Origin of the sequence: Streptomyces ureilyticus, from assembly GCF_011045025.1 — a bacterium.
Lineage (GTDB): Bacteria > Actinomycetota > Actinomycetes > Streptomycetales > Streptomycetaceae > Streptomyces > Streptomyces ureilyticus.
In genome coordinates this window covers 16,215-33,260 of the sequence record NZ_JAAKZX010000099.1, presented here as the reverse complement: position 1 = coordinate 33,260, position 17,046 = coordinate 16,215, and the positions used below count along the sequence as shown (strand labels likewise).

The 17,046-nt window shown below is 66.5% G+C and carries 14 protein-coding genes, 1 tRNA gene and 1 pseudogene; 4 read left to right on the top strand and 12 right to left on the bottom strand.

The annotated features are described in order from the left end of the window. Positions 1 to 838, top strand: a pseudogene (locus G6048_RS27345) (SidA/IucD/PvdA family monooxygenase); the annotation flags it as partial. 61 nt (positions 839 to 899) lie between these two features. On the opposite strand, the gene G6048_RS27340 reads toward G6048_RS27345, so the two are convergent. Next, complete coding sequence (locus tag G6048_RS27340) at positions 900 to 2,717, bottom strand: bifunctional metallophosphatase/5'-nucleotidase (protein WP_165342246.1); 1,818 nt, start codon at positions 2,715 to 2,717, stop codon at positions 900 to 902. A 157-nt stretch (positions 2,718 to 2,874) separates the two neighbouring features. On the opposite strand from G6048_RS27340, the gene G6048_RS27335 reads away from it, so the two are divergent. Next, positions 2,875 to 3,594, top strand: coding sequence for an SIMPL domain-containing protein (locus G6048_RS27335; RefSeq protein WP_165342245.1), 720 nt, complete (start codon positions 2,875 to 2,877; stop codon positions 3,592 to 3,594). A gap of 132 nt (positions 3,595 to 3,726) precedes the next feature. Next, positions 3,727 to 5,163, top strand: coding sequence for a pyruvate kinase (gene pyk / locus G6048_RS27330; protein WP_165342244.1), 1,437 nt, complete (start codon positions 3,727 to 3,729; stop codon positions 5,161 to 5,163). Between the two features lie 10 nt (positions 5,164 to 5,173). Here the strand turns inward: pyk and G6048_RS27325 are convergent, their stop codons facing one another. Continuing rightward, complete coding sequence (locus G6048_RS27325; RefSeq protein ID WP_165342243.1) at positions 5,174 to 5,956, bottom strand: helix-turn-helix domain-containing protein; 783 nt, start codon at positions 5,954 to 5,956, stop codon at positions 5,174 to 5,176. Between the two features lie 87 nt (positions 5,957 to 6,043). Further along, positions 6,044 to 6,127 (bottom strand) — tRNA-Leu (locus tag G6048_RS27320). 96 nt (positions 6,128 to 6,223) lie between these two features. Here G6048_RS27320 and G6048_RS27315 point away from each other — a divergent pair. Next, positions 6,224 to 6,880, top strand: a complete 657-nt coding sequence (locus G6048_RS27315) for an ANTAR domain-containing response regulator (protein ID WP_165342242.1) — start codon at positions 6,224 to 6,226, stop codon at positions 6,878 to 6,880. 85 nt (positions 6,881 to 6,965) lie between these two features. On the opposite strand, the gene G6048_RS27310 is transcribed toward G6048_RS27315, so the two are convergent. The 9 genes from G6048_RS27310 to G6048_RS27270 all read right to left on the bottom strand — a co-directional run bounded on the left by G6048_RS27310 (position 6,966) and on the right by G6048_RS27270 (position 16,999). Further along, positions 6,966 to 7,682, bottom strand: a complete 717-nt coding sequence (locus tag G6048_RS27310) for an ABC transporter ATP-binding protein (protein WP_165342241.1) — start codon at positions 7,680 to 7,682, stop codon at positions 6,966 to 6,968. Further along, positions 7,679 to 8,590, bottom strand: a complete 912-nt coding sequence (locus G6048_RS27305; RefSeq protein ID WP_165342240.1) for an ABC transporter ATP-binding protein — start codon at positions 8,588 to 8,590, stop codon at positions 7,679 to 7,681. Before G6048_RS27305 ends, G6048_RS27310 begins: the two co-directional genes overlap by 4 nt. A 5-nt stretch (positions 8,591 to 8,595) precedes the next feature. Continuing rightward, the gene (locus G6048_RS27300) at positions 8,596 to 10,422 is read right to left on the bottom strand and encodes a branched-chain amino acid ABC transporter permease (RefSeq protein ID WP_165342239.1); all 1,827 of its coding nucleotides are present in this window, start codon (positions 10,420 to 10,422) and stop codon (positions 8,596 to 8,598) included. A 5-nt stretch (positions 10,423 to 10,427) separates the two neighbouring features. Further along, positions 10,428 to 11,360 (bottom strand): branched-chain amino acid ABC transporter permease, encoded by a 933-nt coding sequence (locus G6048_RS27295; protein WP_165342238.1) that lies wholly within the window; start codon positions 11,358 to 11,360, stop codon positions 10,428 to 10,430. A gap of 112 nt (positions 11,361 to 11,472) precedes the next feature. Continuing rightward, positions 11,473 to 12,705: a branched-chain amino acid ABC transporter substrate-binding protein gene (locus tag G6048_RS27290; RefSeq protein ID WP_165342237.1), complete on the bottom strand. Its 1,233-nt coding sequence runs from the start codon at positions 12,703 to 12,705 to the stop codon at positions 11,473 to 11,475. 277 nt (positions 12,706 to 12,982) lie between these two features. Further along, positions 12,983 to 13,621: a Tat pathway signal sequence domain protein gene (locus G6048_RS27285; protein WP_165342236.1), complete on the bottom strand. Its 639-nt coding sequence runs from the start codon at positions 13,619 to 13,621 to the stop codon at positions 12,983 to 12,985. After that, the gene (locus G6048_RS27280; RefSeq protein ID WP_165342235.1) at positions 13,618 to 14,046 is read right to left on the bottom strand and encodes a hypothetical protein; all 429 of its coding nucleotides are present in this window, start codon (positions 14,044 to 14,046) and stop codon (positions 13,618 to 13,620) included. The genes G6048_RS27285 and G6048_RS27280 overlap by 4 nt, the downstream gene beginning before the upstream one ends. A gap of 126 nt (positions 14,047 to 14,172) precedes the next feature. Next, positions 14,173 to 14,661 (bottom strand): hotdog fold thioesterase, encoded by a 489-nt coding sequence (locus G6048_RS27275; protein WP_165342234.1) that lies wholly within the window; start codon positions 14,659 to 14,661, stop codon positions 14,173 to 14,175. A gap of 58 nt (positions 14,662 to 14,719) precedes the next feature. After that, positions 14,720 to 16,999, bottom strand: a complete 2,280-nt coding sequence (locus G6048_RS27270) for an FdhF/YdeP family oxidoreductase (protein WP_165342247.1) — start codon at positions 16,997 to 16,999, stop codon at positions 14,720 to 14,722. Positions 17,000 to 17,046 lie beyond the last annotated feature (47 nt).

The following is a 17,046-nucleotide window of genomic DNA, read 5'->3' as shown; positions in this document are numbered from 1 at the left end:
CCACATCCCCGAACCGCTCCGCCCCCTCGTCGAAGCCCCCGGCGTCCCCGTCATCCATGCCGCCGACTACCTCGAACACCGCGAACGGCTCCTCACCGCCGGCCACATCACCGTCATCGGCTCAGGACAGTCCGGCGCCGAGATCTACCTCGACCTCCTCCGCCACCGCCCCCCAGGCCGCGAAAAGATCCACTGGCTCGCCCGGACCGAAGCGTTCGCCCCCATGGAGTACTCGAAACTCGGCCTCGAACACTTCACCCCCGACTACACGCGCTACTTCCACGCCCTGCCCGAGCCCGTACGCGACCGCCTCGTCCCCGCCCAGTGGCAGCTCCACAAAGGCATCGACGCAGACACCATCGCCGCCATCCACGACGAGCTCTACCAGCGCACCCTCCACGGCGGCTGGCCCGACACCGTCCTCACCCCCGGCGTCCACGTCCGCACCGCAGGCCGCATCGCCAGGACGACCATCGAGCTCCACCTCGAACACGTCCAGCAGGGCACCCGCACCCGCCTCACCACCGACGCCGTCGTCCTCGCCACCGGCTACCGCGAACGCCCCCTCGACCCACTCCTCACCGGCCTCGCCCCCTACGTGAGCCGCGACAGCGCCGGCCGCCCCCACATCGACGACCAGTACCGCCTCAGCCTCGACCCCGCCGTCACCGGCTCCCTCTACGTCCAGAACGCCGAACTCCACACCCACGGCGTCGGCACCCCCGACCTCGGCCTCGCCGCCTGGCGCAGCGCCACCATCCTCAACTCCCTCACCGACAAAGACCCTTATCCATTGCCGCGACGCACTGCTTTCACCACCTTCGGCCTCGCAGACAGGCTTGAAGAGAGGCTCGCAGACAGGCTTGAAGAGAGGCTTGGTCAGGGGATTGAAGGCGGATTTACGGGAAAACGGGGGCACCGTCCCGCGTCAGCCTCCAGCCCACCGAAGCGAACTCCTTCGGGTCCAGCGTGCCCTTCTGAGTCACCCACTCCGCGATCCGCGTACGGATCTCCGTCGACTCGGACCACACTTCCGTAGCCGCTGCCACATGCGGGAACGCGCCACCGCCGTTGGCCCGGTAGTTGTTCACCGCGAACACGAATTCCTGCGCGTCATCCACTGCCGCACCCTCGTAGGAGAGGTTCTTGATCCGCGAACCGGCCACCTGCGCGATATCGATCTCGTAGGTCAGCCCTGATACGTAGTCGTAGTTGTAGTCCGGCCGACCACCCGCGTTGGTCAGCTTCTCCACATCGACGGGTGCGCCCGCCGCCGTCTGCACGAAATACTCCGCCGAATACTCCAGATACGCCCGCACCTGCGCACCGGTCATCACCTTCGCGACCAACGTGTTGTCGTACACATACAGACTCGACAGGTCCCGGATGGTCACATCGCCGGACGGGATCGCCGACGTACGGGAGAAGGGCGACGCCTGCGCGATCACCGGCAGCGAGGCGTACTCCGTGCCCGCCAGCGCCGCCTTGAGCACGTCCTCCTGGACCTTCGTGATCAAGTCGATGATCGGCGCGTCCTGGTAACGGGCCTCAACCGTCGTCAGCGTCTGAGTCGCCGTCCCGACCACCTGATTCACATACGCCACCACGACGTCATGGTCGTCCTTCAACAGCCTCGTGATCTCCGGATCATCGGCGACCGAATTCGAGTTCAGCACCGAGGCAGCCACGGACTCGACCACCCATCGCCCCCGCTTGAAGACCAGCTCGACATCGAAGAGAGACAACCGCTCCGCATACGCCAACGGCTCCGACAGCACCACGGTTTTCCCGGTCTTCTCGTTGGTGACCTTCAGCTCGGGAATCTCCACATGCGCGTGCCCCACGAGAATCGCGTCGATACCGGGCACCTGCTGCGCCACCAACGCCGCCGAGTTCTCGACATACGGCAACTGATCACCGTACGAAGACGTCCCCGACGACCCACTGTGCGCCGAAACGACCACCACATCGGCACCCATCGACCGCAGCTTCGGCACCCACTTCGCCGCCTGCTCCTCAAGACCCGGGAACGTCAACTTCCCCTGTACATACGCCTTGTCCCAGATCGCGATCCCCGGATTCGTCAGCCCCAGCACCGCCACCTTCACCGGCGGCAGACCCCGCACACGGAACGTCTTGAAGAAGTACGGCGGGAAAGCCGGCCGCAGAGTCTTCGCATCCAGCGCATTCGCACCCAGCAGCGGAAAGTCGCACTGCTCCTCGAATTTCCGCAGCGTCTCGATGCCGTAATTGAACTCATGATTGCCGAGCGCCACCGCGTCATATCCGATCGCGTTCATCGCCTGCGCCATCGGATGCACGGGCCCGCCCTCGGCCGTGATCGGATCGACCTTCGCGTAGTAGTACGTCAGCGGAGTGCCCTGGATCGTGTCGCCCGCGTCCAGAAGCAGGGTGTTGCGGCGGCCCCTCTCCGCACGGACCTGGTTCACCAGGGTCGAAATACGGGCCAGACCCTGCGCGTTGCCCGCCGAGTCGGTGTACTCCGCGTCCTTGAAGTAATCCCAGTTGAAAACATGGCCGTGCAGGTCCGTCGTGCCCATGACCGTCAACGCATACCGCTTCACCGGCTTCCCGCCCTTCTTCGTCGCCCCAGCCTCCGCAGCCCGTGCCGCCGGAGCCGCGACCGCACCGGTGAGCGCCACCCCCGCCCCGGTCACGGCGGACTTCTTCAGGAACTTCCGGCGGTTCAACGGCATGTCTCGTAACTCCTCGGGGGAACTGGCCACCTGTACGCATGGTCAACAACGCGCGTAGATTCTGACCCGGTCATGACCAGCAGCAACAGACCCATCAGGTTTCGATCTGATGACCGGCCAGTCCCAGAACCGGGCCACCGATGACAGAGTGGGACGTATGACCCCAGCCGCAGAGGAACCCCGAACCGCACCCCCCTACGGCACACCGGAGGCACCCCGCATCGCCGTCCGAGGCGAAGCCCACCTCGAAGTCGACCCCGAAATCGCCCGCATCGGCATCACCGTCCTGGCCCGCGGCACCGACCGCCGCTCCGCCCTCGACGACCTCACCCGCCGCAACGCCACCGCCCTCGACCTGATCAAGACATACGGTCAGGCCGTCGAACACCTGGAAACCGGCGCCTTCTCCATCAGCCCCGAACTCACCAAACACGGCCGCGGCGAACGCATCCGCGCCTACCACGGCCGCGTCCACACCACCGCCGAACTCACCGACTTCACCGCACTCGGCGAACTCACGACACGGTTGGCAGACCTGGACCTCACCCGCGTCGACGGCCCCTTCTGGGCGCTGCGCCCCACCTCACCCGCCCACCGCCAAGCCCGCCAGCAAGCAGTACGCGAAGCCGTCCAACGCGCCCGCGAATACGCCGAAGCACTCGGTACGACACTCGCGGCGCTGGTCGAACTCGCCGACATCGGCGCGGAAGACAGCGGACGCTACGCAATGGCAGCCCCGCAGGGCCGCATGCGCAGCGCCGGTTACGCCGCAGCCGCCGAAGACTCCACCGCCGCACCCCTCGACCTCGAACCCCAACGCCAGCACGTCTACGCCCACGTAAATGCCCGCTTTACGATGGCGCCCCCGGAGCTGTAATCACCGCCTTAAATGCTCATCGGAGCACCCCGGCGCACAATTCAACACTTGTCAATAGTCCTTCACGCAAAGGTCGTTGAGTAGTCATGCACGACCAATTCCCTACCCGCCGGTAAGCCCTAGGCTCGAACCATGCGCCGAGCAAAGATCGTCTGCACTCTGGGCCCCGCCACCGACTCGTACGACCAGATCAAAGCACTGGTCGAAGCCGGAATGGACGTAGCCCGCTTCAACCTCAGCCACGGCACCTACGCCGACCACGAGGAGCGCTACCAGCACGTACGAAAGGCCTCCGACGAAAGCGGCCGCAGCGTCGGAATCCTCGCTGACCTTCAAGGCCCGAAGATCCGACTCGGCCGATTCAGCGAAGGCCCCGTACTCCTTGAACGCGGAGACACCTTCACCATCACCGTCGAAGACGACGTCCAAGGCGACCGCCAGACCTGCGGCACCACCTACGACGGACTCGCAGCCGACGTCACCACCGGCGAACGCATCCTCGTCGACGACGGCAAAGTCTGCCTCGAAGTCACCGCCGTCGACGGCCCCCGCGTTCACACCACCGTCATCGAAGGCGGCATGGTCTCCGACCACAAGGGCCTGAACCTCCCCGGCGTCGCCGTCTCCGTCCCCGCCCTCTCCGACAAGGACGAAGCCGACCTCCGCTGGGCCCTGCGCACCGGCTTCGACGTCATCGCCCTCTCCTTCGTCCGCAGCGGACGCGACATCGAGGACGTCCACCGAATCATGGACGAGGAGGGACGTCGCCTCCCCGTCATCGCCAAGGTGGAAAAGCCGCAGGCGGTGGACAACATCGAGAACATCGTGGCGGCATTCGACGGCATCATGGTCGCGCGCGGCGACCTCGGTGTGGAGATGCCCCTGGAACAGGTCCCGATCGTCCAGAAGCGCGCCATCAAACTCGCCAAGCGGAACGCCAAGCCGGTCATCGTCGCCACCCAGATGCTCGACTCGATGATCGACAACTCCCGCCCGACGAGGGCAGAGGCGAGCGATGTCGCCAACGCCGTCATCGACGGCACGGACGCGGTGATGCTCTCGGGCGAGACAAGCGTCGGCAAGTACCCCATCGAGACAGTCAGCACGATGTCCCGCATCGTGGAAGCAGCAGAGGAAGACATCCTCGCAAAGGGCCTGCCACCCCTGACCGAACGCAACAAGCCCCGCACCCAGGGCGGCGCCGTAGCCCGCGCGGCAGCAGAAATGGGCGACTTCCTGGGCGCGAAGTTCCTGGTGGCCTTCACACAATCCGGCGACACAGTCCGCCGCCTCTCCCGCTACAGGTCGCCTATCCCCCTCCTGGCCTTCACCCCGGACCCGGCCACCCGCTCCCAACTCAACCTCACCTGGGGCGTAGAAACCTTCCTCGGCCCCCACGTCAACTCCACCGACGCCATGGTCGACCAGGTCGACGAACAGCTCCTGAAGATCGGCCGCTGCCAGAAGGGCGACATCGTGGTGATCACCGCCGGCTCGCCGCCCGGGGTCTCGGGCTCGACGAACCTGGTCCGGGTACATCACATCGGCGAGGACGACGCGCCCAAGTAGGCGGATCCGGTTAATGCTTGGGGCCTACGTGGGTGTCCATCAGGGCTACGGAGGCTTTGCGGGCGATGGAGATGTTGAACGGGTCGCTGCCGCGAGCGAGAGTGGTCCACTCGACGCCCACCTTGTCGAGGGTGTCGCTGAAGAGTTTCCGGATGTCATCCGACTTGTTGGCGAAGGAGTAGCGCGGGTACTCATAGCGTTTGCGCTCACCGGCCACGAGTCGGGTCGTCCAGTTGGTGATGCGGCACCCGTCGGAGTGGATCAGGCCACGGATGAACTCCCACGGGTAGGCGTCGACTATGTCCTGCTGCCAGGGCTCGAGGGCGATGGTGCGCTCGTGCTTCTTGCCGGGGCCGTGCTGGGGGAAGAGACACGGCCAGTGGTGGCTGTAGGCCACGACGGAAACGTAGCCCTTGGCCTGTACGCGGTACGCGCAATGGCTCGGGTTAACGGAGCGAAGCGCTGCCTCGCAGTCGTCTATCAGGCCTGGCCACGCGTCCGCGCACGCGATCCTGAGGTAGTGCCCGCGCGACGGATGGGGGCTGATGCACCCGTCGCCCAGGTACAGGCCCAGAAGGTAGGAGTACGCTGCCACATCTGACGGCAACGCCGGAACGAGCTGGCAGCGAGCACACGGCGTGATCTGCGTCTGCATCCGCGGAAGCGGCTCGATGCGTATTTGCCAGGAACGGATCGCGGCTCGGGAGATCCCCGTTTCCTTGCTTACGGCGTTCAGACTCCGCCCTTGCGCGATTAGCGCGAGCGCTCGCATGCGCGTACCCATGTCGTACATGCGAGTACTCTGCGCTACTGGGCGTGACGTTACGCAGCAAAAAGCGGAGGTTCACGAGAACGTGAGCCTCCGCTTCTCGGTCAAGAGTGCCGGGTACGGGATTCGAACCCGTATGTCCTCTCGGACAGATGTGTTTGAGACATCCGCGTAAGCCTGTTCCGCCAACCCGGCTAGGCACTCACGGAAGTGTACCGGGTCACCGCACAGCCTCGCTGCTAGGTACGCTCTTGGGAGCAGTACGTGCCTGCCCTGGAACGAGGAGCCCCCGTGACCGCCCCCGAGTCGCCCCAGCCCGTAGACGCGCCCGACGACGACAAGTCGCACGTGCCTCCGCTGACGACCCGTGTCGTCATTGCTGAGGATGAGGCGTTGATCCGTCTCGACCTCAAGGAGATGCTCGAAGAAGAGGGCTACTCCGTCGTTGGTGAGGCCGGCGATGGCGAGGAGGCCGTGGAGCTGGCTCGGGAGCACCGTCCGGACCTGGTGATCCTCGATGTGAAGATGCCGAAGCTCGACGGAATCTCCGCGGCCGAGAAGATCGCCGAGGAGTCCATTGCTCCGGTCCTCATGCTGACGGCGTTCTCGCAGCGTGATCTCGTCGAGCGGGCCCGTGATGCCGGCGCGATGGCATACCTCGTGAAGCCGTTCAGTAAGAGCGATGTCGTCCCGGCGATCGAGATGGCTGTCTCCCGCTTCACGGAGTTGAAGCAGTTGGAGAAGGAGATCGTCGATCTGACGCAGCGTCTTGAGACGCGCAAGCTCGTCGACCGTGCGAAGTCGGTTCTGCAGACGGAGTACGGGCTTTCGGAGCCCGCCGCGTTCCGGTGGATTCAGAAGACGTCGATGGATCGTCGGATGTCGATGCAGCAGGTGGCGGAGGCGGTTATTCAGGACGCGGAGGAGAAGAAGGCCGCGAAGGGCTGAGGTCGGTTCCTGCACGCGCGTACATACGACGAGGCCCGCGCCCCTTTTCCAAGGGGTGCGGGCCTCGTCGTATGAGGCGAGGAGCTCAGTCCTCGCCCAGGTACGCCTTGCGTACGGATTCGTCGTGCAGGAGGTCCTGTCCGGTGCCGGAGAGGACGATGTTGCCGACTTCCATGACGTGCCCGTGGTCGGCCAGTGAGAGTGCCGCCTGGGCGTTCTGTTCGACCAGGAGGATGGTCGTGCCCTGGGATTTGAGTTCGGCGATGGTGGCCATGATCTTCTGCATCATGATCGGCGAGAGGCCCATGGAGGGTTCGTCGAGCATGAGGAGTTTGGGCTGTGACATGAGGGCGCGGCCCATGGCGAGCATTTGCTGTTCGCCGCCGGAGAGGGTTCCGGCGGCTTGCTTACGGCGTTCTCCGAGGATGGGGAAGAGGTCGTAGGCGCGCTGGATGTCCTTTTCGATGCCGGCCTTGTCGTCGCGGAGGAAGGCGCCGAGTCGCAGGTTGTCCTCGATGGTCATGCGGGGGAAGATGTGTCGCCCCTCGGGGGAGTGGGCGAGTCCCAGCGAGACGATCTGGTGGGCCGGGGTCTTCTTCAGCGATTTGCCGCCGAATTTGATCTGGCCGCTCAGTGGCTTCAGCAGGCCCGACAGGGTGCGCAGTGTCGTGGTCTTGCCGGCTCCGTTGGTGCCGATGAGGGTGACGACTTCGCCGGCTTCGACTTTGAAGGAGATGCCTTTGACGGCTTCGATTTTGCCGTAGGCGACTCGGAGTTCGTCGACTTCGAGGAGGGCGGTCATCGGTCGTTCTCCTTGCGGGGCGCGGCGTCCGTCTGGGTGGCGGCGTTGGCCTCGGCGGCTTCGACTTCCGCTACTTCTTTGGCGCCGGGGGCGTCTTCGAAGGGTTCTCCGAGGTAGGCGGCGATGACGCGTTCGTCGCCTTGGACGACTTCGCTGCTGCCTTCGACGAGTTTTTCGCCCTGTACGAGGACTGCGACGCGGTCGCAGAGGTTGAAGATGAAGCGCATGTCGTGCTCGATGACGAGTACGGCGATGCCCATGTCCCGGATGGCGAAGACGAGTTCTTCGGTGGCGCGGGTTTCCTGCGGGTTCATGCCGGCGGTGGGCTCGTCCAGCAGGAGCAGGCCCGGCTCACTGGCGAGCGCCCGCGCGATCTCGAGCTTGCGCTGTTCGCCGTACGGGAGGTTGCGGGCGAGGTGCTCCGCCTTCTTTTCCAGGCCGATGAACTTGAGCAGTTCCATGGCCCGGTCGCGGGAGGTGGCTTCGGCTTTGTGGAAGCCGGGGCCGCGGAGCAGCGCGGACCAGAGCCCTTCCTTCGTACGGGTGTGGCGGCCGACGAGTACGTTTTCCAGAACTGTCATGTTGGCGAAGAGTCGGATGTTCTGGAATGTGCGGGCGATTCCGGCGGCGGTGACCTTGAAGGATTTCGCCGGCAGGACTTTGCCTTTGTAGCGGACCTCTCCCTCGGTGGGGATGTAGAGGCCGGTGAGGCAGTTGAAGAAGGTGGTTTTGCCGGCGCCGTTGGGGCCGATGAGGCCGACGATTTCGCCGCTGTTGACGGTGAGGTCGACGTTGCGTACGGCGGTGAGGCCGCCGAAGCGCATGGTGACGCCGCGTGCGTCGAGGACGGTCTGACCGGGCGTGGGTGCGGCCGGTGCGGTGTCCTTGGGGGTGGTGTCGGTTGTCATGGTGGTCAGGCCCCTGCCTTGCTGAGGACTGTGGGCGCTTCCGTTTCTTCGTGGAATTCGAGCTGGCGGCGCCGGTTCGGGATGAGGCCTTCCGGGCGGAAGCGCATGAGCAGGACGAGCGCGAGGCCGAAGGCGAAGAGTTGGTAGTCGCCGAGGAATTGGAGCTTGGCGGGGATGAGGTAGAGGAGTGCGGCGCCGACGAGGGGTCCGCTGATGGTGCCCATGCCGCCGAGGACGACTGCGGCGAGGAGGAATGCCGAGTTGGGTGGTACGACGTGGGCGAATTGGTATTGCTCGGGTGTCACGGTGTAGGTGACGTGGGCCTGGACGGTGCCGGCGAGGCCGGCGAGTGCGGCGCCGAGGGCGAAGGCGATGAGTTTGACGCGGAATCCGTTGATGCCCATGGCGAGGGCGGCGGTTTCGTCTTCGCGGATGGCGATCCAGGCGCGGCCGATGCGGGAGTCGCCGCTGCGTCGGAAGACGATGACGACGATGAGGGTGATGAGGAGCATCAGCAGGAAGTAGTTGGCGAAGCGGGCGATGGTGAATCCGGCGATGGTGTGTTCCTGGCCGAAGTCGAAGCCGAAGATGTTGAGGTTCGGGATCGATGAGATGCCGTTGGAGCCGTTGGTGATGTCGGGGCCCGAGGTGCCGTCGGCGTTGAGGACGGCGATGCGGAAGATCTCACCGAAGCCGAGGGTGACGATGGCGAGGTAGTCGCCGCGCAGTCGCAGGGTGGGGGCGCCGATGAGGACGCCGAAGATCATGGCGACGGCGGCGCCGAGGAGGGCGGAGGCCCAGAACGGCAGGTGGATGTCGAAGGGTGAGGAGGGGGAGCCGGAGACCATGGCGCCGGTGTAGGCGCCGACGCCGAGGAAGGCGACGTATCCGAGGTCGAGGAGCCCTGCCATGCCGACGACGATGTTCAGGCCGAGGGCGACGGTCGCGAAGATCAGGATGTAGACGCCGATGGTCGCGTACTGGTCGTCGGACTGGGTGAACGGGAAGGCCGCGGCGGCGGCGAAGGCGCCGATCATGGTGACGTTGCGGTGTTTGGCGGTGATCGCGGAGACCCTGGCGACCAGTCCTGCCTTGGTGGCGGCGGCGAAGCCGAAGCCGACGGTGATCATGAAGCCGACGAAGAGTTCGTCGTATTCGGTGCCGATGCCGTAGGTGAAGACGGTCAGGCCGACGGCGAGTGCCGCGACGATGATGAGGATTTCGGCGTACGCGGGCAGTGTGCGGGCTGGGGTTACGCCGCTGGAGGCGAAGGCCGCTTTGAAGACTGTCAGCTTGTTGCGGCTGTTGTGGCGGAACTGCTCCCAGCCGGTGTCATCGGGGTCGGCCGGTTCGGTTTCGGGCCGTTCGAAGGGGAGGGAGAGGGCGCCGAGGAGGGCCGCGAGGGTGACGATGGCGACGACCCAGCCGCCGGGTTCGAGGTTGGCGAGGCCGCCGAGGTTGACGCTGATCGCGATGATCGTGAACCAGGCGGTCGCGAAGGCGGCGAGTGCGGCCAGCTTGATGGCGCTGTCGGCCGAGCCGGGGGTGAGCCAGCGCAGGCCCTTCACTCCGTAGGAGGCGAGGCCGAAGAGTGCGGTGAGGGCGCCGGCTATGAGGACGAGGACCTGGAGGCCGCCGGGGTAGCCGTAGACGGTCAGGTCGCCTGGGAAGGCGTCGGTCCAGGTCCAGGCGAGGAAGGTTGACAAGACGGTGAGGATGCCGCCGCCGGTGGCGAGGGCGCGGCCCACGTTTTCGGGCATGCCGATGAGGCCGCTGGGCTTGCCCTTGGCCGGGGTGCTCGGCGTCTGGGGGGCAGTGGTCTGTGTGGTCATCGGTGTCACGCCCTGTCCGCCACGCGCTCACCCATCAGGCCTTGTGGCCTGAAGAGGAGGACGAGGATGAGAAGTACGAAGGCCCAGACGTTGGCCCAGGACTGGCCGCCGAGCTGCGACATGCCGGGGACGTCGGCGATGTAGGCGGTGGCCATGGTTTCGGCGATGCCGAGGACGAGGCCGCCGATCATGGCTCCGTAGATGTTGCCGATGCCGCCGAGGACGGCGGCGGTGAAGGCCTTGAGGCCGAGGATGAAGCCCATACGGAACTGGACCTGGCCGTACTTGAGGCCGTAGGCGACGGCTCCGACGGCGGCGAACACGGCGCCGAGGGCGAACGCGACCACGATGATGCGGTCGGTGTTGATGCCCATGAGTTTGGCGGTGTCGGGGTCCTGGGCGGTGGCTTGCATGCCGCGTCCGGTGCGGGTCTTCATGACGAAGTAGGCGAGGATCCCCATGCTGATGGGGGCGACGATGAGCAGGAAGATGTCGCCGGTCTGGATGGTGACGCTGCCGATTTCGAAGGGGCCGCCGGCGATCTCGGGGAAGTTGATGGATTCCTTGGCGCCGGGGTACCAGGCCCATACGGCCTGCTGGAGGGCGAGGGAGAGGCCGATGGCGGTGATGAGGGGGGCGAGGCGTGGTGCGCCTCGCAGGGGGCGGTATGCGAACCGTTCTGCTCCCACGGCGACGATGATCGCGGCGATGACGGCTCCGAGGAGCATGAGTGGCAGTGCGATCCACATGGTGGTGCCGTCGGGCAGGACGTACAGGTAGACCGTGAGGGCGCCGAACCCTCCGATCATGAAGATCTCGCCGTGGGCGAAGTTGATGAGCTGGACGATGCCGTAGACCATCGTGTAGCCGATGGCAACCAGCCCGTACATGGATCCCAGTAGCAGGCCGTTGACCAGCTGCTGCGGCAGTTCGTTCACCGCATGTCCTCCGAGACTTCGGATTTGTCGAGGAATGTGACCGGATGCGAGTCCGCGCGGGGCGCCAGTGGTGCAGCGCCCCGCGCGGCTCGTTCTGTGGTGCGGGTGTGGATCAGCCCTCGTACGTGCCGGACTTCACCGGGCTCCAGTCGGCGCCCTCGACCGAGTAGACGGTGAGCTGCTTGTTGGTGGCGTCACCGAATTCGTCGAAGGAGACCTTGCCGGTCACACCGTCGAAGGAGACGTTCTGCATGGCCTCCGTGACCTTTGCGCGGGCGTCGTCGGGGAGTTCGCCGTTGTTGTCCTCGACGACCTTCTTCACGGCTTGGATGACCGCCCAGGTCGCGTCGTAGGAGTAGCCGCCGTATGCCTCGTAGGCCTCCTTGTATCCGGCGGCCTTGTAGTTGGCGACGAACTCCTTGGCGGAGGGGAGTTCTTCGACGGGTGCGCCGACGGAGGTGGCGAGGTCGCCGGTGCTGCTGGCGCCGGCCAGCTTGATGAACTCGGCGCTGTAGATGCCGTCGCCGCCGACGAGCGGGATCTTGGCGCCTGCGGCCTTGATCTGCTTGCTCAGGGGGCCGGCCTGCGGGTACTCGCCGCCGTAGTAGACGACGTCCGCACCGGAGTTCTTGACCTTGGTGGCGACCGCGGAGAAGTCCTTGGTCTCGGGGTCGATGTGCTCGGTGCCGGCTATCTTGCCGCCGAGCTTCTTGAACTCGTCGGTGAAGGTGCCGGCCAGTCCGGCGCCGTAGGTCTTCTTGTCGTCGATGACGAAGACGTTCTTCTTCTTGGCTTCGTTGAAGACGTACTGCGCGGCGTACGGGCCCTGGACGGCGTCCGTGGTGGAGGTGCGGAAGTACGACTTGTACGGGCGGACCTTCTTGCCGGTCTGCCAGTCGGGGCCCTGGGTCAGGGTGGGTCCGGTGTTGGCGGGGGAGACCTGGACGAGCTTGGCGTCGTCGAAGACCTTCTGCATGGATTCGGCGACGGAGGAGTTCAGGGGGCCGATGGCGCCGAGGACGTCCTTGTCGGCGACCAGCTTGGTGGCGTTCTGCTGTCCCGAGGAGGGCTGCGCCTGGTCGTCGAGGGATTCGATCTTGAAGGTGACGCCGTCGACGACCTTCTCCTTGTTTGCCTGCTTGGTGGCGAGGTCGGCGGAGTTCTTGATGCCGAGGCCCAATGCGGACAGGTCGCCGGTCAGTGGGGCGTCGACACCGATGACCACGGTGGTGCCACCGCCGCCGGAGTCCGAGCCGCCGTTCTCGTCGCGCGAGCCGCAGGCGGTGAGTGTGAGTGCTCCCGCCGCCAGCGCGGCGGTGATGGCGATGAGCGAACGTTGGCGCACGATCAGTCCTTTCCCATGCGCGGCCCTTCCCCGTAGAAGTGGCCGAGTCGAGCGCTGGTCCGAAGGTGATTCGGATCCCGATGGCGCGGTGACTGGGCGTGACTCTAAGCGTGTGTAGGGAACGTGTAGGAGGGTCTGGCCAATGCTGTGACGCTCTTGTTATGACACGAGGTAATGCAGAGCGGTACTCAGTGGGCGGAAGAGTGGAATTACGGCCGATTCGCCCGGTCCGCATAGTGAGAACGTGCAGGCCTCGGCGGGTGTGGTCAGGAGTGTTCTACGGTTTTGGTGATGTCGCGGAGTTGGTGCCGCAGATGGCTTGAACAGCTTCCGAGAGGTCCTGTGCATAGTGTTCACCAAGGATGAAACTGTGCACTTGTATTGCGCGCGTATTACGCATAGTTACGTCGAGGAAAGGCAGTCCGGCGTTCGTCGGCACTTGTGCGCATTCCGTTACCTGCATGGTGATGTTGATCTTGTGGGGAAAGCTCGTCCTTGTCCGGAAGGGGAGGCGCGGAACCGAGGCCAGCGAGAGACCGGCATAGGGCTGCGTTATCCCCAACACGGTGACTTGCGGGCCGGATTGAACGGTCAGCCGCACGCCCATGCTGAAGCTTCTGGCAGGAGCGTTGTCGGGTGGGGGCTCCCGCCCGAGGTAGGTCATGCCGACCACCTGTGAGGGGTACGGCGGCGGCTCCGGCGGGGCTTCTTCGGGCCGGGTGGCGTAGAGGTAACCGCCGCCCGCGAGGAGTGCGACGGCTGCCGCGATCGGCAGGACGACGCGGCGGTGCAGCGTATACGTCTGTGCGAGGCGTCCACGCGGTGGTTCCGGCGGGGGTGAGGGCGGGGTGTCCGGGTCCGGGATGTCCCACGCCCGCGTGCCTTCGCCCGGCTCGACGGGGCCGACGCCGCTCATTGCCACGGCCCCCCGCTCGGGGTGCCGTCGCGGTACAGGTCCTCGCAGCCCGCGCGCGTTTCGCGGTCGATCAGCCGCTCGGCGGCCGGTGCGCCCTTGCTCTTCTTCTCGGCCCGGGCGGCGTCTACGACCTTTCTCAGGATCTCGTACTGCCTGCCGGACAGGCCCATCGATTGGTAGTCCCCGTACGTGTCCTCGTTCAAGACCTCCCGCGACCAGTACGTGACGATCCGCGTGCACAGGTCCTCGGGAGGAGTGGCCGACGGCGACGGCGAGTTGGCGCCGGTCCGCGCGGCATCCCGCGGACCCGCACCGTCCTTCGAGCCGTCCTGTCCGCACCCGGTGATCAGGCCGCCGGTCAACACCGCAAGCCCGAGCCCGAATCCGAGCGCGGCCCCCGGCCAGGGGGCTCCTCCCGATTTCATGCCTTGACGCTAAGCCGCCGGGTGGCGGGGAGCAACGGCGCTGTGGACAGCCGCGGTGCTGTGGACAACGCCGGTACCCGCCAGGGCGATTGGGGTCCGGCAGACCCGGTTCCGAAGGGGCGGGGGTCAGTCCGCGGCGCGTACGCGTTCCTCGTCGCTCGCCGTCACATCGCGCAGCAGGCAGGTGAGCCGCGCGGTGCATACGCGCTTGCCCGCCTCGTCGCTGATCGCTATCTCGTACGAAGCCGTGGACCGGCCGCGGTGCAGGGGGGTCGCGACACCGGTGACGAGGCCGGAGCTGGCTCCCCGGTGGTGGGTGCAGTTGAGGTCGATACCGAGGGCGATCTTGGAGCTGCCGGCGTGCAGCATCGCGCCGACCGAGCCCAGCGTCTCGGCGAGCACAGCGGAGGCGCCGCCGTGCAGGAGCCCGTACGGCTGGGTGTTGCCCTCGACCGGCATGGTGCCCACGACGCGGTCCGCGGAGGCCTCGATGATCTCGACGCCCATGCGCGTGCCCAGGTGCCCGGCGGAGAACATGGCGACGAGGTCGACACCCAGGGCCGAGTACTCGTCGATGACCTCTTGCGGGAAGTTCGCGTGCTGGTACTCGCCCATGGGGTCCAGGCTCCTTACGTCTTTCGGCAGTCTGTCGGCTCGCTCGCTAAGCGAACGCTCAGTTGGCTGCCGATTGTTCCAGACGGACCACGACGGACTTGCTGGCGGGGGTGTTGCTGGTGTCCGCGGTGGCGTCCAGGGGGACCAGGACGTTGGTCTCCGGGTAGTACGCCGCCGCGCAGCCCCGGGCCGTCGGATAGTGCACGACCCGGAAGCCCGGGGCACGCCGCTCCACACCGTCCTGCCACTCGCTGACGAGATCGGTGTACGAGCCGTCGGCCAGGCCCAGCTCATGGGCGTCCTCGGGGTTCACCAGCACGACCCGGCGGCCGTTCTTGATGCCGCGGTAGCGGTCGTCCAGGCCGTAGATCGTGGTGTTGTACTGGTCGTGCGAGCGCAGCGTCTGCAACAGAAGACGGCCCTCGGGGAGCTTCGGGTACTCGACGGGCGCGGCCGTGAAGTTGGCCTTGCCGGTCGCGGTGGGGAAGCGGCGCTCGTCGCGCGGGGCGTGCGGCAGGGCGAAGCCTCCCGGCTCGGCCACGCGCGCGTTGAAGTCCTCGAAACCGGGGACCACGCGCGCGATGCGGTCGCGGACCGTCGCATAGTCCTTCTCGAACTCCTCCCAGGGCGTGCGGGATTCGTCGCCGAGGACGCGGCGCGCGAGGCGGCACACGATGGCCGTCTCGGACAGCAGGTGTTCGCTTGCGGGCTCGAGGCGGCCCCGTGAGGCGTGCACCATGCCCATGGAGTCCTCGACGGTGACGACCTGCTCGCCGCTGCCCTGGAGATCACGCTCGGTGCGGCCGAGGGTCGGCAGGATCAGGGCACGCGCGCCCGTGACGGCGTGGGAGCGGTTGAGCTTCGTGGAGACGTGCACCGTGAGCCGGGCACGGCGCATCGCCGCTTCGGTGACCTCGGTGTCGGGGGAGGCCGACACGAAGTTGCCGCCCATCGCGAAGAACACCTTCGCCTTGTCGTCGCGCATCGCGCGGATGGCGCGTACGACGTCGTAGCCGTGCTCGCGCGGTGGCGCGAAGCCGAACTCCCTCTCCAGGGCGTCCAGGAAGGCCGGCGCGGGGCGCTCGAAGATGCCCATCGTGCGGTCGCCCTGCACGTTCGAGTGGCCGCGCACCGGGCACACGCCCGCGCCCGGGCGGCCGATGTTGCCGCGCAGCAGAAGGAAGTTGACGACCTCACGGATGGTCGGCACGGAGTGCTTGTGCTGGGTGAGACCCATCGCCCAGCACACGATGGTGCGCTTCGAGGCGAGGACCATGCGCAGCGTTTCGTCGATCTGCGCGCGCGTGAGGCCCGTCGCGGTGAGCGTCTCGTCCCAGTCGGCGGCGCGGGCCGATTGTGCGAACTCCTCGTAGCCGTGGGTGTGTTCGCTGACGAAGGCCTCGTCGACCGCGCCCTCCGTCTCCAGGATCAGCTTGTTCAGGAGGCGGAAGAGGGCCTGGTCGCCGCCGATGCGGATCTGCAGGAACAGATCGGTCAGGGCGGCGCCCTTGAGCATGCCCTGGGGGGTCTGCGGGTTCTTGAAGCGCTCCATGCCCGCTTCAGGGAGCGGGTTCACCGTGATGATCCGCGCGCCGTTCGCCTTCGCCTTCTCCAGGGCCGAGAGCATGCGCGGATGGTTCGTGCCCGGGTTCTGCCCGGCGACGATGATCAGGTCCGCCTTGTAGAGGTCCTCCAGGAGGACGCTGCCCTTGCCGATGCCGATCGTCTCGCTGAGCGCGGACCCCGACGACTCGTGGCACATGTTGGAGCAGTCCGGCAGATTGTTCGTGCCGTACTCGCGGGCGAACAGCTGATACAGGAACGCCGCTTCGTTGCTGGTGCGGCCCGAGGTGTAGAAGAGGGCCTCGTCCGGGGAGCCGAGGGCGGTGAGCTCCTCCGCGATGATGTCGAAGGCCCGCTCCCAGGACACCGGCGCGTAGTGCTCGGCGCCCTCCGCCAGATACATGGGGTGCGTGAGACGGCCCTGCTGCCCCAGCCAGTAGCCGCTGCGGGTGGCGAGGTCCGCCACCGTGTGCGCGGCGAAGAAGTCCGGCGTGACCCGGCGCAGCGTCGCCTCCTCGGCGACCGCCTTCGCGCCGTTCTCACAGAACTCCGCCTTGTGCCGGTGCTCCGGCTCCGGCCAGGCGCAGCCCGGGCAGTCGAAGCCCTCCTTCTGATTGACCCGCAGCAGCGTCAGCGCCGTACGCCGCACTCCCATCTGCTGCTGGGCGACGCGCAGGGAATGGCCGATGGCGGGCAGACCGGCCGCCGCATGCTTCGGCGCGGCGACCTGCGGCGCGTCCTGAACCGGATCCCCCTGGGGCGGCTTGCCGGCCATCTCGGCCTCCTCATTCGAGCGCATGTGTGAGGTACGTCTTTGATCCT